18 protein-coding genes are annotated in these 15,572 nt (G+C 59.4%); 15 read left to right on the top strand and 3 right to left on the bottom strand.

Annotation, left to right across the window (positions count from 1 at the left end):
- Positions 1–106 precede the first annotated feature (106 nt).
- From GTP90_RS14850 to GTP90_RS14785, 14 genes are all read left to right on the top strand, one after another.
- Positions 107–871 (top strand): sulfite exporter TauE/SafE family protein, encoded by a 765-nt coding sequence (locus GTP90_RS14850; RefSeq protein WP_161084314.1) that lies wholly within the window; start codon positions 107–109, stop codon positions 869–871.
- A 167-nt stretch (positions 872–1,038) separates the two neighbouring features.
- A complete protein-coding gene (gene mnmG / locus GTP90_RS14845) occupies positions 1,039–2,982 on the top strand; it encodes a tRNA uridine-5-carboxymethylaminomethyl(34) synthesis enzyme MnmG (RefSeq protein WP_161084279.1) in 1,944 nt (647 codons plus the stop codon).
- Complete coding sequence (rsmG, locus tag GTP90_RS14840) at positions 2,979–3,629, top strand: 16S rRNA (guanine(527)-N(7))-methyltransferase RsmG (RefSeq protein WP_161084278.1); 651 nt, start codon at positions 2,979–2,981, stop codon at positions 3,627–3,629. The genes mnmG and rsmG overlap by 4 nt, the downstream gene beginning before the upstream one ends.
- 111 nt (positions 3,630–3,740) lie before the next feature.
- A complete protein-coding gene (locus GTP90_RS14835; protein ID WP_117012353.1) occupies positions 3,741–4,511 on the top strand; it encodes a ParA family protein in 771 nt (256 codons plus the stop codon).
- A 9-nt stretch (positions 4,512–4,520) separates the two neighbouring features.
- Entirely contained in the window at positions 4,521–5,408 is an 888-nt protein-coding gene (locus GTP90_RS14830; RefSeq protein ID WP_161084277.1) for a ParB/RepB/Spo0J family partition protein, read from the top strand.
- Positions 5,409–5,691: 283 nt separating this feature from the next.
- Positions 5,692–6,057, top strand: a complete 366-nt coding sequence (locus GTP90_RS14825) for an ATP synthase subunit I (protein ID WP_161084276.1) — start codon at positions 5,692–5,694, stop codon at positions 6,055–6,057.
- Positions 6,058–6,078: 21 nt separating this feature from the next.
- Positions 6,079–6,879 carry a F0F1 ATP synthase subunit A gene (atpB, locus tag GTP90_RS14820; protein ID WP_161084275.1) on the top strand — a complete coding sequence of 267 codons (801 nt, stop codon included), beginning with the start codon at positions 6,079–6,081 and terminating at the stop codon, positions 6,877–6,879.
- A gap of 62 nt (positions 6,880–6,941) precedes the next feature.
- A complete protein-coding gene (gene atpE / locus GTP90_RS14815; protein WP_008443432.1) occupies positions 6,942–7,217 on the top strand; it encodes a F0F1 ATP synthase subunit C in 276 nt (91 codons plus the stop codon).
- A gap of 42 nt (positions 7,218–7,259) precedes the next feature.
- A complete protein-coding gene (locus GTP90_RS14810) occupies positions 7,260–7,730 on the top strand; it encodes a F0F1 ATP synthase subunit B (RefSeq protein WP_117012356.1) in 471 nt (156 codons plus the stop codon).
- Positions 7,731–7,732: 2 nt separating this feature from the next.
- On the top strand, positions 7,733–8,278 hold the full coding sequence (locus tag GTP90_RS14805) for a F0F1 ATP synthase subunit delta (RefSeq protein ID WP_161084274.1): 546 nt from the start codon (positions 7,733–7,735) through the stop codon (positions 8,276–8,278).
- Between the two features lie 62 nt (positions 8,279–8,340).
- The gene (gene atpA, locus GTP90_RS14800; protein WP_117012358.1) at positions 8,341–9,882 is read left to right on the top strand and encodes a F0F1 ATP synthase subunit alpha; all 1,542 of its coding nucleotides are present in this window, start codon (positions 8,341–8,343) and stop codon (positions 9,880–9,882) included.
- A 52-nt stretch (positions 9,883–9,934) separates the two neighbouring features.
- Positions 9,935–10,810 carry a F0F1 ATP synthase subunit gamma gene (gene atpG, locus GTP90_RS14795; protein WP_161084273.1) on the top strand — a complete coding sequence of 292 codons (876 nt, stop codon included), beginning with the start codon at positions 9,935–9,937 and terminating at the stop codon, positions 10,808–10,810.
- Positions 10,811–10,840: 30 nt separating this feature from the next.
- Positions 10,841–12,241: a F0F1 ATP synthase subunit beta gene (atpD, locus tag GTP90_RS14790; protein ID WP_117012360.1), complete on the top strand. Its 1,401-nt coding sequence runs from the start codon at positions 10,841–10,843 to the stop codon at positions 12,239–12,241.
- Between the two features lie 60 nt (positions 12,242–12,301).
- Positions 12,302–12,724 carry a F0F1 ATP synthase subunit epsilon gene (locus GTP90_RS14785; RefSeq protein WP_008443442.1) on the top strand — a complete coding sequence of 141 codons (423 nt, stop codon included), beginning with the start codon at positions 12,302–12,304 and terminating at the stop codon, positions 12,722–12,724.
- Positions 12,725–12,787: 63 nt separating this feature from the next.
- On the opposite strand, the gene GTP90_RS14780 is transcribed toward GTP90_RS14785, so the two are convergent.
- From GTP90_RS14780 to cynR, 3 genes are all read right to left on the bottom strand, one after another.
- Positions 12,788–13,249: a DUF3304 domain-containing protein gene (locus GTP90_RS14780; protein WP_161084272.1), complete on the bottom strand. Its 462-nt coding sequence runs from the start codon at positions 13,247–13,249 to the stop codon at positions 12,788–12,790.
- Between the two features lie 12 nt (positions 13,250–13,261).
- On the bottom strand, positions 13,262–13,738 hold the full coding sequence (locus GTP90_RS14775) for a DUF3304 domain-containing protein (RefSeq protein WP_161084271.1): 477 nt from the start codon (positions 13,736–13,738) through the stop codon (positions 13,262–13,264).
- A gap of 153 nt (positions 13,739–13,891) precedes the next feature.
- Positions 13,892–14,773, bottom strand: coding sequence for a transcriptional regulator CynR (gene cynR / locus GTP90_RS14770; RefSeq protein WP_161084270.1), 882 nt, complete (start codon positions 14,771–14,773; stop codon positions 13,892–13,894).
- Between the two features lie 112 nt (positions 14,774–14,885).
- Between cynR and GTP90_RS14765 the strand changes: the two genes are divergently transcribed.
- Complete coding sequence (locus GTP90_RS14765; RefSeq protein WP_161084269.1) at positions 14,886–15,548, top strand: carbonic anhydrase; 663 nt, start codon at positions 14,886–14,888, stop codon at positions 15,546–15,548.
- The last annotated feature ends 24 nt before the right edge of the window (positions 15,549–15,572 follow it).

The raw sequence follows: 15,572 nt of genomic DNA, 5'->3' as shown, positions 1-15,572 counted from the left end.
GAAGCTTACCTGATTTGCGCCCGCCCGGGCCATGCAGCATGCGCATAAGCCGCATTGAATTTCTTCCGTACAATGTAACCTTTACATGGTTGAGGATTGCAAGGCGATGGTCGATTATCTGGTGTTGGGTGTGGCAGCGTTCGGTGCGGGTCTGGTGGATGCGGTGGTTGGGGGCGGCGGACTGATACAACTCCCGGCCATGTTCTCGGTGTTTCCCAACATGGCGCCCGCCACGCTGATCGGCACCAACAAGCTGGCCAGCATCTTCGGCACCAGCGTCGCGGCGGTCAGCTATGCGCGCCGGGTCGCCATTGCCTGGTCGGTGGCGACGCCGGCCGCCCTGGCCGCGCTGATCTTCGCCTTCCTCGGCGCCTATACCGTCACCAAGGTCTCGGCCGACTTCATGCGCCTGCTGTTGCCGGTCGTGCTGGTGGCGGTCGCCATCTATACCTTCGCCAAGAAGGATTTCGGCAGCGTCCACGCACCTATGCACTCGGGCGCCAGGGAGCAGGCGCTGGCGCTGGTGATCGGCGCCGGCATCGGCTTCTACGACGGTTTCTTCGGCCCCGGCACGGGCAGCTTCCTGGTATTCCTGTTCGTGCGCATCTTCGGCTTCGACTTCCTCGGCGCGTCGGCCGTGGCCAAGATCGTCAACGTGGCCTGCAACTTTGCCGCGCTGGTCTGGTTCGGCTACAGCGGCCACTTGATCTGGCAACTGGGCGCGACCATGGCGGTGGCGCAGATCGCCGGTTCCATCATCGGCTCGCGCATGGCGATGAAACACGGAAGCGGCTTCGTACGCAAGCTGTTCCTGGTCGTGGTCACCATCCTGATCATAAAAACTGGCTACGATGCATGGTTGCGGTGGTGACACTGTTTCACGTGGAACAAAGGAAGGGCGCTTATTGGGAACGATAAGCGCCCTTTTTTAATGTTTCACGTGGAACAATCCAGCGATATTTTTTTGCTTAAAAAAGTCGCAGCAGCAAAAAGACTCTATAATCTGAGCTTGATCCCTTCGCTTTAACCAATTCCAACATGCTATTTCCTACAAAATTCGACGTCATCGTCGTCGGTGGTGGTCACGCCGGCACCGAGGCCGCCCTCGCTTCGGCCCGCATGGGCCAGAAGACTCTGCTGCTCACGCATAACATTGAGACGCTGGGCCAGATGTCGTGCAATCCCTCCATCGGCGGTATCGGCAAAGGCCATCTGGTCAAGGAAGTCGACGCCATGGGCGGCGCCATGGCCATCGCCACCGATGAGTCGGGCATCCAGTTCCGTATCCTGAATTCGTCCAAAGGCCCTGCCGTGCGCGCCACTCGCGCCCAGGCCGACCGCATGCTGTACAAGCAAGCCATCCGTTCGCGCCTGGAAAACCAGCCCAACCTGTGGCTGTTCCAGCAGGCCGTGGACGACCTGATGGTGGAGGGCGACCGCGTCATCGGCGCCGTCACCCAGATCGGCCTGCAGTTCCTGGCGCCCGCCGTGGTGCTGACCGCCGGCACTTTCCTCGACGGTAAGATCCACGTCGGCTTGCAGAACTACTCGGCCGGCCGCGCCGGCGATCCACCGGCGATCTCGCTGTCGGCCCGCCTGAAGGAACTGAAGCTGCCGCAAGGCCGCCTGAAGACCGGCACGCCGCCGCGCATCGACGGCCGCAGCATCGACTTCTCGCTGATGACCGAACAGCCCGGCGACCTCGATCCGGTGCCGGTGTTCTCGGTGATGGGCAAGGCCTCCATGCATCCGCAGCAGATGCCGTGCTGGGTCACGCACACCAACACCCAGACCCACGACATCATCCGCGCCGGCCTGGACCGCAGCCCGATGTACACCGGCGTCATCGAAGGCATCGGCCCGCGCTACTGCCCGTCGATCGAAGACAAGATCCACCGCTTCTCGGCCAAGGAATCGCACCAGATTTTCCTGGAACCGGAAGGCCTGACCACCAACGAATTCTATCCAAACGGCATCTCCACCAGCCTGCCGTTCGACGTGCAAATCAACCTGGTGCGCTCGATGAAGGGCATGGAAAACGCCCACATTTTGCGTCCCGGCTACGCCATCGAATACGATTATTTCGACCCGCGCGGCCTCAAGGCATCGCTGGAAACCAAGGCCATCAACGGCCTGTACTTCGCCGGCCAGATCAACGGCACCACCGGCTACGAGGAAGCGGCTGCGCAGGGCATGCTGGCCGGCATCAACGCCGCGCTGCAAACCCAAGGCCGCGAAGCCTGGACGCCGGCCCGTTCCGAAGCCTACCTGGGCGTGATGGTCGACGACCTGGTCACGCAGGGCGTGATGGAACCGTACCGCATGTTCACCAGCCGCGCCGAGTACCGCCTCAGCCTGCGTGAAGACAACGCCGACATGCGCCTGACCGAAATCGGCCGCAAGCTGGGCTGCGTCGGCGATGCGCAATGGGAAGCCTTCGAGACCAAACGCGAAGCCGTCGCGCGTGAGCTGGAGCGCCTGCGTTCCACGTGGGTGAATCCGCGCATCCTGGAAGCGGCCGAATCCGAGCGCGTCATCGGCCAGGCGATCGAGCGCGAATACTCGCTGGCCAACCTGCTGGCCCGTCCCGGCGTCGACTACGACAAGCTGATGAGCCTGTCCGGCATTGACGGCCGCGAGCTGGCCGGCCCCGGCGTCAGCGACGAAGCGGTGCGCGAACAGGTGGAAATCCAGCTCAAATATTCGGGCTATATCGACCGCCAGACCAAGGAAGTCGAGCGCCACGAGCACTACGAAAACCTGAAATTGCCGGAAGGTTTCAGCTACCTGGACATCACCGCGCTGTCGGTGGAGGTGCGCCAGAAGCTGCACGCGCAGCGTCCGGAAACGCTGGGCCAGGCATCGCGGATTTCCGGCGTGACGCCGGCCGCGATCTCGCTGCTGCTGGTGCACCTGAAAAAGGCCGGTTTCGGCGGTTTTGTTAGTCAAGATAATGCGCAAAAAGATGAGGCTGTTCAATGAAGGTGTTTGACCGTGCGGTACTCGCGGATGTTTTAAAACAAGGCATCAACAGTCTGAAGCTGGACCTCGGCGACGACCAGGTGGAGAAATTGCTGGACTACCTGGCGCTGCTGAACAAGTGGAATGCGGTGTACAACCTGACCTCGGTGCGCGATCCGATGCAGATGGTCACCTTGCACGTGCTCGATTCGCTGGCCGCGGTGCCCGCTTTCGCTGGCGCGGCCAACGTGCTGGACGTGGGAGCAGGGGGCGGCCTGCCGGGCATGGTGCTGGCGATCAGCCGTCCGGACATGAAAGTGTCGATGATCGACACGGTGCACAAGAAGACCGCCTTCCTGAACCAGGTGAAGGCGGAGCTGGGCCTGGCCAACGTGACGGTGTACACCAAGCGCGTGGAGCAGCTGGAAGTGAAGACCAAGTTCGACGTCATCACCTCGCGGGCGTTCGCCGACCTGTCCGACTTCGTCAACTGGTCCGGGCACCTGCTGCAAGAGGGCGGGCGATTCATTGCCCTGAAAGGGACGGCGCCGGCAGAGGAGCGCGAGCGGCTGCCAGAGCCATGGAAAGTGCAGAAACTGGAACCTTTGGAAGTGCCGGGGCTGGACGCGGAGCGCCACCTGGTATTCATCCAGGCCGAAACCAAGTAAATGATTTATACGATATAAACGGTTTATACAGTTTATTCTGTATAAACAGTATAAATCGTTTATATCGTTTTAATAGTATAAATAATTAAGAAGCACAACACAAAGAAATACATGGCGAAAATTTTTTGCGTAGCGAATCAAAAGGGTGGTGTGGGGAAAACCACCACGACGGTAAACCTGGCCGCCGGATTGGCAAAGCTGGGCCAGCGGGTATTGCTGGTCGACCTGGACCCGCAAGGCAACGCCACGATGGGTGCGGGCATCAACAAGGCGGGCCTGCCTGCGTCGACCTATGAGGTGATGCTGGGCGAGTCCGACGTGGCCACCGCGCGCCAGCGTTCGGAGCCGGGACAGTTCGACGTCCTGCCCTCCAACCGCGAGCTGGCCGGCGCCGAAGTCGAGATGGTCTCGCTGGACAACCGCGAGCGCCGCCTGAAGGACGCGCTGGCCGTGGTCGACAAGGAGTACGACTTCATCCTGATCGACTGCCCGCCCGCGCTGTCGATGCTGACCCTGAACGGCCTGTGCGCCGCGCACGGCGTCATCATCCCGATGCAGTGCGAGTACTACGCGCTGGAAGGGCTGTCCGACCTGGTCAACACCATCAAGAAGGTGCACGCCAACCTGAACCCGGACCTGAAGATCATCGGCCTGCTGCGCGTGATGTTCGATCCGCGCATGACGCTGTCGCAGCAAGTGTCGGCCCAGCTGGAGCAGCACTTCGGCGACAAGGTCTTCAAAACCATCATCCCCCGCAACGTGCGGCTGGCCGAAGCGCCGTCGTACGGCCTGCCGGGCGTCACCTTCGACCCATCCTCCAAGGGAGCGCAGGCGTACATCGCCTTTGGCGCCGAGATGGTCAAGCGCATCAAGAAAATGTAAGGCAATCACATGGCAACCAAAAAACTCAAAGGCCTGGGTCGCGGCCTGGAAGCGCTGCTCGGCGGCGACGGCGACATCACCACCCCGGACGCGAACACGCCGTCCGAACTGCCGGTCACGCAAATGCAGGCCGGTAAATACCAGCCGCGCACCCGCATGGACGAGGGCGGCCTGCAGGAGCTGGCCGCATCGATCAAGACCCAGGGCATCATGCAACCGATCCTGGTCCGTCCGGTCGGCACCGACAAGCTGACCGGCGCCACCAAGTACGAGATCATCGCCGGCGAACGCCGCTTCCGCGCCGCGCAAATCGCCGGCCTGGAAGTGCTCCCTGTTTTGGTGCGCGACGTCGACGACCAGGCCGCCGCCGCGATGGCGCTGATCGAGAACATGCAGCGCGAGGATCTCAATCCGCTGGAGGAGGCGCAGGGCATCCACCGCCTGATCACCGACTTCAGCTTCACGCACGAGCAGGCGGCCACCGCCGTCGGCCGTTCGCGCAGCGCCGTGTCCAACCTGCTGCGCCTGATGAACCTGGCCAATGCGGTCCAGACCATGTTGATGGCAGGCGATATCGACATGGGCCACGCCCGCGCCTTGCTGTCGGTGGACGCCGCGACCCAGATCAACCTTGCCAACATGGTCATCGCCAAGCGGTTATCCGTGCGTGAAACGGAAAAATTGGTGGCAAAAACGCTGGAAGATCAAAAAGCGTCGCCGGTCGAAGCGCGTCAAAAGGAGAAATCCGGCGATATCGTCCGCCTGGAAGAAGAATTGTCGGACAAGCTGGCCACGCCGGTCGTCTTCAAGATGGGCAGCAAGGGCCGCGGCCAGATGATCATCGACTTCGCCGACCTGGACATCCTCGACGGCGTCCTCGCCCGCCTGCGCGCCTGACAAAATTGGGGTCAAGTCTGACATTCGGACACGAACTCGGCCGTAGACCGTCGTTACGGCAGAGGCCGTGTCCGAATGTCAGACTTGACCCCAAAATGCTCTGAAAAAACGAAAACGCTTAACTGGTTCCAACTTGGTGCAACCGGCGCGGAATTGTTTATAAAAGCGTCGCTTTCGTGCACCAATTGCTCTGCTGCGGTGCAGCAATGTTTGACGTGATACAGTAAAGACACATATAATCCCGTGTCTTTGGGTTTTATCGGCTTTTTTTGGAGCTCGCCAGATGAGTGATTCGACGAGTATTTCAAAGCCGATTTTTAAAGTCGTCGCCCTCCAGTTAGCTATCGCCACTGGATTCGCCTTGCTCGCCTGGAACTTGGGCGGAGTACTCAAAGCTTGGTCGGCCGCCTATGGCGGAGCAATCGCAGTCATCGGGAGTCTGATGTACGCGATGATTGTTGCGGGCGGAACAAATGACGCCAAAAAAGCTTTCCGGTCGCATGTACGCGCCGAAGTTGTAAAAATATTTATCACGGTAGTGCTGTTTATTTTGGCACTGGCGCTGTTTCAGTCGGCCTCTTGGTTATGGCTGATCTTGGGTTTCGCGGTGGCAACCTTAGCCTATTGGTTTTCACTGCTCGCAATTTAATCACCAAAATCTAATACTTTTATGACCACAGAAAACGCTGTAGGGGCACACGAAGCGCCCACCTCCATTGAGTACATCCAGCATCACCTGAGCCATCTCAAGAATGCTGACGCCACCTTCAACCTGGATACGTTCTGGGTTTCGGCCGTTCTGGGCATGATTTTCCTCGGCGTGTTCTACATGGCCTCGCGCCGTGCGACCGCCGGCGTGCCGGGCAAGCTGCAAAACTTCGTCGAAGCCATCATGGAGCTGGTGAACGAAGTCGTCAATTCCGCATTCCACGCCAAGAGCAAGGTTATCGCGCCGCTGGCCATCACGATCTTCTGCTGGGTTTGGCTGATGAACGCGATGGACTTCCTGCCGGTCGATCTGCTGCCTAAGATTCTTGGCTACTTTGGCGTCCACAAGCTGCGAGTCGTGCCGACCGCGGACGTCAACCACACTTTCGGCATGTCGTTCGGCGTCATGCTGTGCATTATTGGTTTCTCGATCAAAGCCAAAGGTCTCGGCGGCTGGGGTAAAGAGTTGCTGACCGCGCCGTTCCACGCCCATGGCTTCATGGCTGTCGTGCTGGCCCCGGTCAACTTCATCTTCCAGATGATCGAGTTGCTGGCCAAGCCACTGTCGCTGTCGCTGCGACTCTTCGGCAATATGTATGCCGGCGAGCTGCTGTTCATTCTGATCGCTCTGCTGCCATGGTGGGCGCAGTGGCTGCTGGGTGGTCCTTGGGTTATCTTCCACATCCTGGTGGTGACCCTGCAAGCGTTTGTGTTTATGGCGTTGACTGTCGTGTACCTGAGCCTCGCGGTTGAGAAGCACTAAGCAACAAATCGTTTTTAACTTTTCAGTATCGTAGTCTTTTTTAAAATCTTAGGAGAAATTCAATGCAAGCTCTGATCGCACAAGTACAAAGCATGACCGTTCTGGCCGCAGCAATCATCATCGGCCTGGCCGCTATCGGCACCGCACTCGGTTTCGCAATTCTGGGCGGCAAATTCCTGGAAGCTTCGGCTCGTCAACCAGAACTGATGCCACAACTGCAAACCAAACTGTTCGTTATCGCCGGTCTGCTGGATGCGATCTCGATGATCGGCGTCGGCGTTGCTCTGCTGTACACCTTCAGCAACCCATTCCTGGCAGCTGTTCTGGCAGCACATTAATTCGCTCCCTTCTAGGAGAAACTTTTAGTTAGGAGCAAAGGTATGGACATCAATATGTCTCTCATCGGTCAGATGATCACCTTCGCGGTGTTGGTCTGGGTTTCGATGAAGTTCGTATTTCCATCGCTGAATGCAGCGTTGGATGAGCGTGCCAAGCGTATCGCTGACGGTCTGGCTGCGGCCGACCAAGGCCAGCAAGCGATGGTAGTGGCTGAGAAGCGCGCCAGCGAAGCGCTGGCAGGTGCACGCGAAGAAGCTTCGCAACGCGTTGCCGACGCTGAAAAGCGCGCGCAACTGGTGGCAGAAGAAATCAAAGCTAATGCACAAGCCGAAGCGGACCGCATCATTGCGCAAGCCAAGGCCGACGCCGATCAGCAACTGGCCAAGGCGCGCGAAGCGCTGCGCGCTCAGGTGGCTGACCTGGCTGTGAAGGGCGCCGAGCAAATCCTCAAGCGCGAAGTCAACGCCTCGGCCCACGCCGATCTGTTGTCGCGCCTGTCTGTCGAGCTGTAATCATGGCAGAAAACGCAACCGTCGCCCGTCCCTACGCGGAAGCTTTGTTCCGCGTAGCCCAAGCAGGTAAGGAATCGTTCAACCTCGCGGCGTGGTCCGAACTGGTGGCCGAACTGGCCCAGATCGGTGCCCACCCCGAGGTGCAAGCATTCGCCCGCAACCCGAAAGCTTCGGCTAGCGATGTGAGCGCCGCCATTACGGCACTGGTCAAGTCGCCGCTCAACACGGAAGCGAAAAACTTCCTGGCGATGCTGGTCGAAAACGGCCGCATCAGTCTGCTGCCGGAAATCGGCGCGCAATTCCAGGCGTTGAAAAACGCCGTGGAAGGTGCGGCAGACGCCGACATCACCAGCGCCTTCGACCTGAGCAGCGCTCAAGTGAGCGAGCTGGTCGCTACGCTGGAGAAGAAATTCAGCCGCAAGCTGAACCCGGTCGTGACCGTGGATCCCGCGTTGATCGGTGGCGTGCGCGTCGTCGTTGGCGACCAGGTGCTGGACACGTCGGTCCGCGCCAAGTTGCAGCAAATGCGTGTTGCGCTGGTCGCGTAAGCGCCGCTTAGAACAGATTCTTCATCTCGCGCAAGCTGAGAGAAACACTTTTAGGAGTTAGTATGCAACTCAACCCATCTGAAATCAGCGAGCTGATCAAGAGCCGTATCCAAGGCCTTGATGGCGGCGCTGAAGTACGCAACCAAGGCACGGTTATTTCCGTGGCCGACGGTATCGTCCGCATCCACGGCCTGTCCGACGTGATGCAGGGCGAAATGCTGGAATTCCCTGGTAACACCTTTGGTCTGGCGATGAACCTGGAGCGTGACTCCGTCGGCGCCGTGATTCTGGGTGCTTACGAGCACATCTCCGAAGGCGACACGGTCAAGTGCACCGGCCGCATTCTGGAAGTGCCGGTCGGTCCTGAACTGCGTGGCCGCGTGGTCAACGCCCTGGGCCAGCCGATCGACGGCAAAGGCGCTGTCGATGCCAAGCTGACCGCACCAATCGAAAAGATCGCGCCAGGCGTTATCGCCCGTGAGTCCGTCTCGCAGCCTATGCAGACCGGTCTGAAATCGATCGACGCGATGGTACCAATTGGCCGTGGCCAGCGCGAGCTGATCATTGGCGACCGTCAAACCGGTAAGTCCGCCGTGGCGGTTGATGCGATCATCAACCAAAAAGGCCAGGGCATGACCTGCATCTACGTGGCGATCGGTCAGAAAGCCTCGACGATCAAGAACATCGTGCGTTCGCTGGAACAGCACGGCGCGATGGAGTACACCATCGTTGTGGCCGCATCGGCAGCCGAATCGGCAGCGATGCAGTACATCTCGGCCTACTCGGGCTGCACCATGGGCGAATACTTCCGCGACCGCGGCGAAGACGCGCTGATCGTGTACGATGACCTGTCCAAGCAAGCCGTGGCCTACCGTCAGATCTCCCTGCTGCTGCGCCGCCCACCAGGCCGCGAAGCATACCCAGGCGACGTGTTCTACCTGCACTCCCGTCTGCTGGAACGCGCAGCACGCGTCAACGCCGACTACGTCGAAGCCTTCACCGGCGGCGCAGTCAAAGGCAAGACCGGCTCGCTGACCGCACTGCCGATCATTGAAACCCAGGCTGGCGACGTTTCGGCGTTCGTGCCAACCAACGTGATTTCGATTACCGACGGTCAGATCTTCCTGGAAACCTCGCTGTTCAACTCGGGTATCCGTCCTGCGATTAACGCCGGTATCTCGGTGTCGCGCGTTGGTGGCGCCGCCCAGACCAAGGTCATCAAAAACCTGTCCGGCGGTATCCGTACCGACTTGGCACAGTACCGTGAACTGGCTGCGTTCGCGCAGTTCGCTTCCGACCTGGACGAATCGACCCGCAAGCAGCTGGACCGCGGCGCCCGCGTGACCGAACTGCTGAAGCAGGCTCAGTACTCGCCACTGTCGATCTCCATGATGGCCGCTTCGCTGTTCGCAGTGAACAAGGGCTACCTGGACGACGTGCCAGTCAAGAAAGTTCTGCCGTTCGAAGCTGGCCTGCACGCCTACCTGAAGACCAAGCAAGCTGACCTGATGTCCAAGATTGAATCGTCGAAGCAACTGGACAAAGACGGCGAAGCAACGCTGTCGGCCGCCATTGCTGACTTCAAGAAATCCGGCGCATATTAATCGGCACGGCGGCTCCCCGGAGCCGCCTTCAGCGCAGAAGGAGTAAGGACTCATGGCAGTAGGCAAAGAGATACGTGGCAAGATCAAGAGCGTAGAGAATACGAAGAAGATCACCAAGGCGATGGAAATGGTCGCCGCATCGAAAATGCGCAAAGCGCAGGATCGCATGCGCGCCGCCCGTCCCTACAGTGAAAAGATTCGCAATATCGCCGCTAATCTGGCTACCGCAAATCCGGAATACACCCACCCGTTCCTGGCTGAAGAGCAAAAGGACACGGCGAAGGCAGTTGGCTTCGTGATCGTCACCACCGACAAAGGTCTGTGCGGCGGCATGAACACCAACATCCTGCGCATGGTGACGGCGAAAACCCGTGAGCTGGAAACAGCCGGCAACAAGATTGCCGCGGTAGCTATCGGTAACAAAGGCTTGGGTTTTTTGAATCGCGTAGGCGTCCCTGTCGTTGCGCAAGTAACGCAGATCGGCGACACGCCGCACCTGGAAAAACTGATCGGACCGGTCAAGGTCATGCTGGAAAAGTTCCAGAATGGCGAGATCGACGCAGTCTACCTGTGCTACACCAAGTTCATTAACACGATGAAGCAAGAGCCGGTAGTGGAGCAGTTGCTGCCACTGCCAGCGGCCAAGACGCAGGCTGACGCAGGTAATCACAACTGGGATTACATCTACGAGCCAGACGCGGCGACCGTGATTGATGAGCTGCTGGAGCGCTATGTGGAAGCGCTGGTGTACCAGTCGGTGGCGGAAAACCTGGCGTCCGAGCAATCGGCGCGCATGGTGGCGATGAAATCGGCAAGCGACAACGCCGGTAACGTGATCGGCGAATTGAAGCTGATTTACAACAAGACCCGTCAAGCTGCGATTACCAAAGAACTCTCCGAAATCGTCGCCGGTGCGGCTGCGGTTTAAACGAATTTAACTATATTTGAAGGAACGAACATGGCTGATGGCAAAATCGTTCAGTGTATCGGCGCTGTGGTGGACGTAGAGTTTCCACGCAACGCGATGCCTAAGGTATTTGATGCCTTGAAGATGGCTGGCTCCGAGCTGACCCTGGAAGTACAACAACAGCTGGGCGACGGCGTAGTCCGTACCATTGCTCTGGGTTCTTCCGACGGCCTGCGCCGCGGCATGATGATCCAGAACACCGGCAAGCCAATCATGGTGCCAGTGGGTAAAGCTACCCTGGGTCGCATCATGGACGTGCTGGGCAACCCGATCGACGAATGCGGCCCGGTCGCTCACGACCAGATCGCCTCGATCCACCGCACTCCTCCTGCATACGACGAACTGTCGCCATCGCAGGACCTGCTGGAAACCGGCATTAAAGTTATTGACCTGGTCTGCCCGTTCGCAAAAGGCGGTAAGGTCGGTCTGTTCGGCGGTGCAGGTGTGGGCAAGACCGTGAACATGATGGAACTGATCAACAACATCGCTAAAGCGCACTCGGGTCTGTCCGTGTTCGCCGGCGTTGGTGAGCGTACCCGCGAAGGTAACGACTTCTACCACGAAATGGCTGACGCTAAAGTGGTTGACCTGGAAAACCCGGCCAACTCGAAAGTAGCGATGGTCTACGGTCAGATGAACGAACCACCTGGTAACCGTCTGCGCGTCGCGCTGACCGGCCTGACCATGGCGGAAGCGTTCCGTGACGAAGGCAAGGACGTTCTGTTCTTCGTCGATAACATCTACCGCTTCACGCTGGCCGGTACCGAAGTATCCGCACTGCTGGGCCGTATGCCTTCCGCAGTGGGTTACCAGCCTACCCTGGCCGAAGAAATGGGCCGTCTGCAAGAGCGCATCACCTCGACCAAGACCGGTTCGATCACCTCGATCCAGGCCGTCTACGTTCCAGCGGATGACTTGACCGACCCATCGCCAGCGACCACCTTCGGTCACCTGGATTCGACCGTCGTTCTGTCGCGTGACATCGCCTCGCTGGGTATCTACCCTGCGGTGGACCCACTGGATTCGACCTCGCGTCAGCTGGATCCGCTGGTCGTCGGCCAAGAGCACTACGACACCGCGCGCGCCGTTCAGGGCACCCTGCAGCGCTACAAGGAACTGCGTGACATCATCGCGATTCTGGGTATGGACGAACTGGCGCCGGAAGACAAGCTGCTGGTATCGCGCGCACGTAAGATGCAGCGTTTCCTGTCGCAGCCGTTCCACGTTGCTGAAGTGTTTACCGGTTCGCCAGGTAAATACGTTTCGCTGAAAGACACGATCAAGGGCTTCAAAATGATCGCTTCCGGCGAACTCGATCACCTGCCAGAACAAGCGTTCTACATGGTTGGCACGATCGACGAAGCAATCGAAAAAGCCAAGAAACTCAACTAATCGTTGAGCTTTGAGCGCGGCCCTGTGCAAGCGGGGCCGCATCACACCGACAGGACACACATGGCAAACACTATTCACGTTGACGTGGTTTCCGCCGAGGAGTTGATCTACTCGGGCGAAGCCGAATTCGTCGCGTTGCCGGGCGAGCAGGGCGAGCTGGGGATCTATCCCAAGCACACGCCGCTGATCACCCGCATCCGTCCGGGCGCGGTGCGCATCCAGGTACCAGGTCAAGCCGAGGAAGAATTTGTCTTCGTCGCGGGCGGCCTGCTGGAAGTGCAGCCGGGCGCCGTGACGGTGCTGGCGGATACCGCGATTCGCGGCAAGGATCTGGACGAAGCCAAAGCGGCAGCGGCCAAGAAACGCGCCGAAGAAGCGCTGGCGAACAACACCTCCGGGATCGACTACGCGAAAGCGCAAGCCGAACTGGCAGCGGCCATCGGCCAGCTGGCAGCGATCGCCAAACTGCGCGCCAAGCACTAAGCAACGCATCAGCATCACAGCAAAAAGGCAGCCTCGGCTGCCTTTTTTATTGCGCGGTGTTGGTCAGTTCGCAGCAGGGGACGCGTCAGGGTTGCCGAGATGGCGTATCGGGTGCTCGGAGCTGCTCGGTTCAAATGGACTAACCACGACACGGACCTCATCGTTTGGGAAAAAGTGCATGAAGATGCTGCCGGTCGTTTCGTATTTCTCGACTTCCACAATTTTCGTCTTCACGATATGTTCATGCCCGACAGGCATGTCCCAACGCACCAACACCTTCATGCCGGGATACCACACTCGCGGGATGGAAGCGCAGCAGATCTCGGCGCCACCCACTCCCCAACTATCCATATTTCCTCCTCCGGCACCGTCGACCGAGGCGGAATAGATGTAATTGCCGGTATGGTTAACAATGCCGACCTGGGCTGTAACCCTGTCGCCAGGTGGTACCTGCGATTGATGCAGTGCACATCCCGAGATGCCCATCACCAAGGCAATGGCGAATAAGTGTATAAATCGTTTCATTTCGTGATTTCTTCACTCAGCCTGTGGTCGCTTTGAAGCTGGGCGCGCATCAGGATTGCCAAGATGGCGAATTGGATATTCGGGACTACCTGGGATAACCGGGCTAACCACTACACGGACTTCGTCGTTCGGGAAAAAGTGCATGTAGATGCTGCCTGTTTCTTCATATTTCTCCACTTCGACTATTTTCTCTTTCACGATGTGCTTATGTCCCTCGGGCATATCCCATCGAACCAAAACTTTCATACCTGGATACCATGCACGCGGAATGGAAGTGCAACAGATATTGGCGATGCCCTTTCCCCAACTATCCATATTTCCGCCGCCGGCGCCGTCTAATGTGGCCGAATCAATGTAGTTACCGGTATGGTTGACGATCCCGATCTGAGCAGTGGCCCTGTCGCTCGACTGCTCCCGCGATTGATGCGATGCACATCCCGAGATAGCCATCGTCGAGGCCAGCGCGAATAAGTGTATAAATCGTTTCATTTTTGAATTCCAACCTGTTGCGCTGGCGCGGCGATGGACACCCGCAGACGCCGCTTTACACGTGGCGACATGAGGTGATTATTTTTTAAACAACTTGCATTAGAACCGACAAGTCCAGGCGGACACAAGAATGATTCGATTGATCGTGATTTTTCATAGCGCGACCATGGCCGCCAGCAGTTCGGCGAAGGCGATGGCCGCCGCGCTTTGGTAAGCGCCTTTCCGGCTCAGCAGCGCAACGCCGCGGTGGGCGAAGGTCGGCGTCAGGGCGATGGCCCGCAGCCCCTCGTGTTCGCGCGCAATCGCCTCCGGCAGTATGGTCGCGATGCTTCCTCGTCGGATGATTTCGACTATCCCGCTGATCGTGTTGGCTTCGACGGCTATCCTCGGGCGCACGCCCTGCGCCTGGAAGTACGCGTCCACATGCACGCGGGTGGCGAAGTCGGCGGTGAGCAACGCCAGCGGTACGGCCGCCAGGTCGGCCGGGGCGATGCCGTCCGCTCGCGCGGCGAACGGATGGCCGGCGCCCACCACCACGCTGAGCTGCTCGACAAATAGCGCACGGCAATCGAGCTCCGCCGACCGCACCGCGCTGAAGGCGATGGCGAGGTCGACCTCGTCCTCCGCCAGCGCGGATTCGATGGCGTCCAGCGCCATCTCGCGGATGTTGATGGCGATGCCGGGATAGCGGGCGTTGAAGCGCTCGATCGCCGGCCCCACCAGATAGGCGGTGAAGGTCGGCGTCATGGCCAGCCGCAGCGCGCCGCGCGATAGGTCACGGACGTCGTGGATGGCGCGCTTTCCTGCTTGAAGTTCCCTCAATGCCCTGCGCGCGTATTCAATATAAGCCGTTCCTGCATCGGTCGGCCTCACCGTCCGACCGCTCCGGTCCAGCAGCTGGGCGCCCAGCGTGTCCTCCAGCTGGCGGATCTGCTGCGACAGCGTCGGCTGCGACACATGCAGCACCTCGGCGGCGCGGGTGAAATTCTTGTGCTCCACGACGGCGAGCAGATAGCGGATATGGCGCAGTTGCATGGTCTTCTAACTATAGGCATTGCTTATGGACTTGATTGTATATGAGTCTTGGACGCAATAGCTCCGCCGCCTCATCATGACGTCACTGCCTCATCACACAAGGAGAAACGCCATGAAGTCCATCGTCGACGGAGTGATCAAATTTCAGCAGCATGCCTTCCCGGCGCTGTCGTCGCTGTTCAAGGAGCTGGCCACCACCCAAAGCCCGACCGCGTTGTTCATCACCTGTTCGGACAGCCGCGTCGTGCCCGAACTGCTGACCCAGCAGGATCCCGGCGACATCTTCGTCATCCGCAACGCCGGCAATATCGTGCCTTCCTACAGCTCCGAACCCGGCGGCGTGACCGCCACGGTCGAGTACGCAGTCGCGGTGCTGGGCGTGACCGATATCGTGGTCTGCGGCCACTCGGACTGCGGCGCGATGACCGCCATCTCCAGCTGCAAGTGCCTGGATCATTTGCCGGCCGTGGCCAGCTGGCTGCGCCACGCGGATTCGGCCAAGGTCGTCAACGCCGCCCGCACCCATGTGTCGCCGGCCGCGCGGCTTAACGCCATGGTGCGTGAAAACGTCATCGCGCAGCTGGTCAATCTCCGTACCCATCCGTCGGTGGCGCTGGCGCTGGAGCAGGGCCGCCTGAACCTGCACGGCTGGGTCTACGACATCGAAACAGGTTCCATCGTGGCGCTGGACGGCGAGACCAGCAGTTTCGTCCCGCTGGCCGACTATCCACAAACCCGCGCGACGCAAGCCAAGCATAGCGCCCTGGTCGCTTGACCATCATTCCCCCGTTGATAAAGG

The organism is Duganella vulcania (assembly GCF_009857655.1).
GTDB lineage: Bacteria > Pseudomonadota > Gammaproteobacteria > Burkholderiales > Burkholderiaceae_D > Rugamonas > Rugamonas vulcania.
Note: the sequence above shows the minus strand (reverse complement) of the source record. Positions and strands in the feature narration are given on the sequence as shown.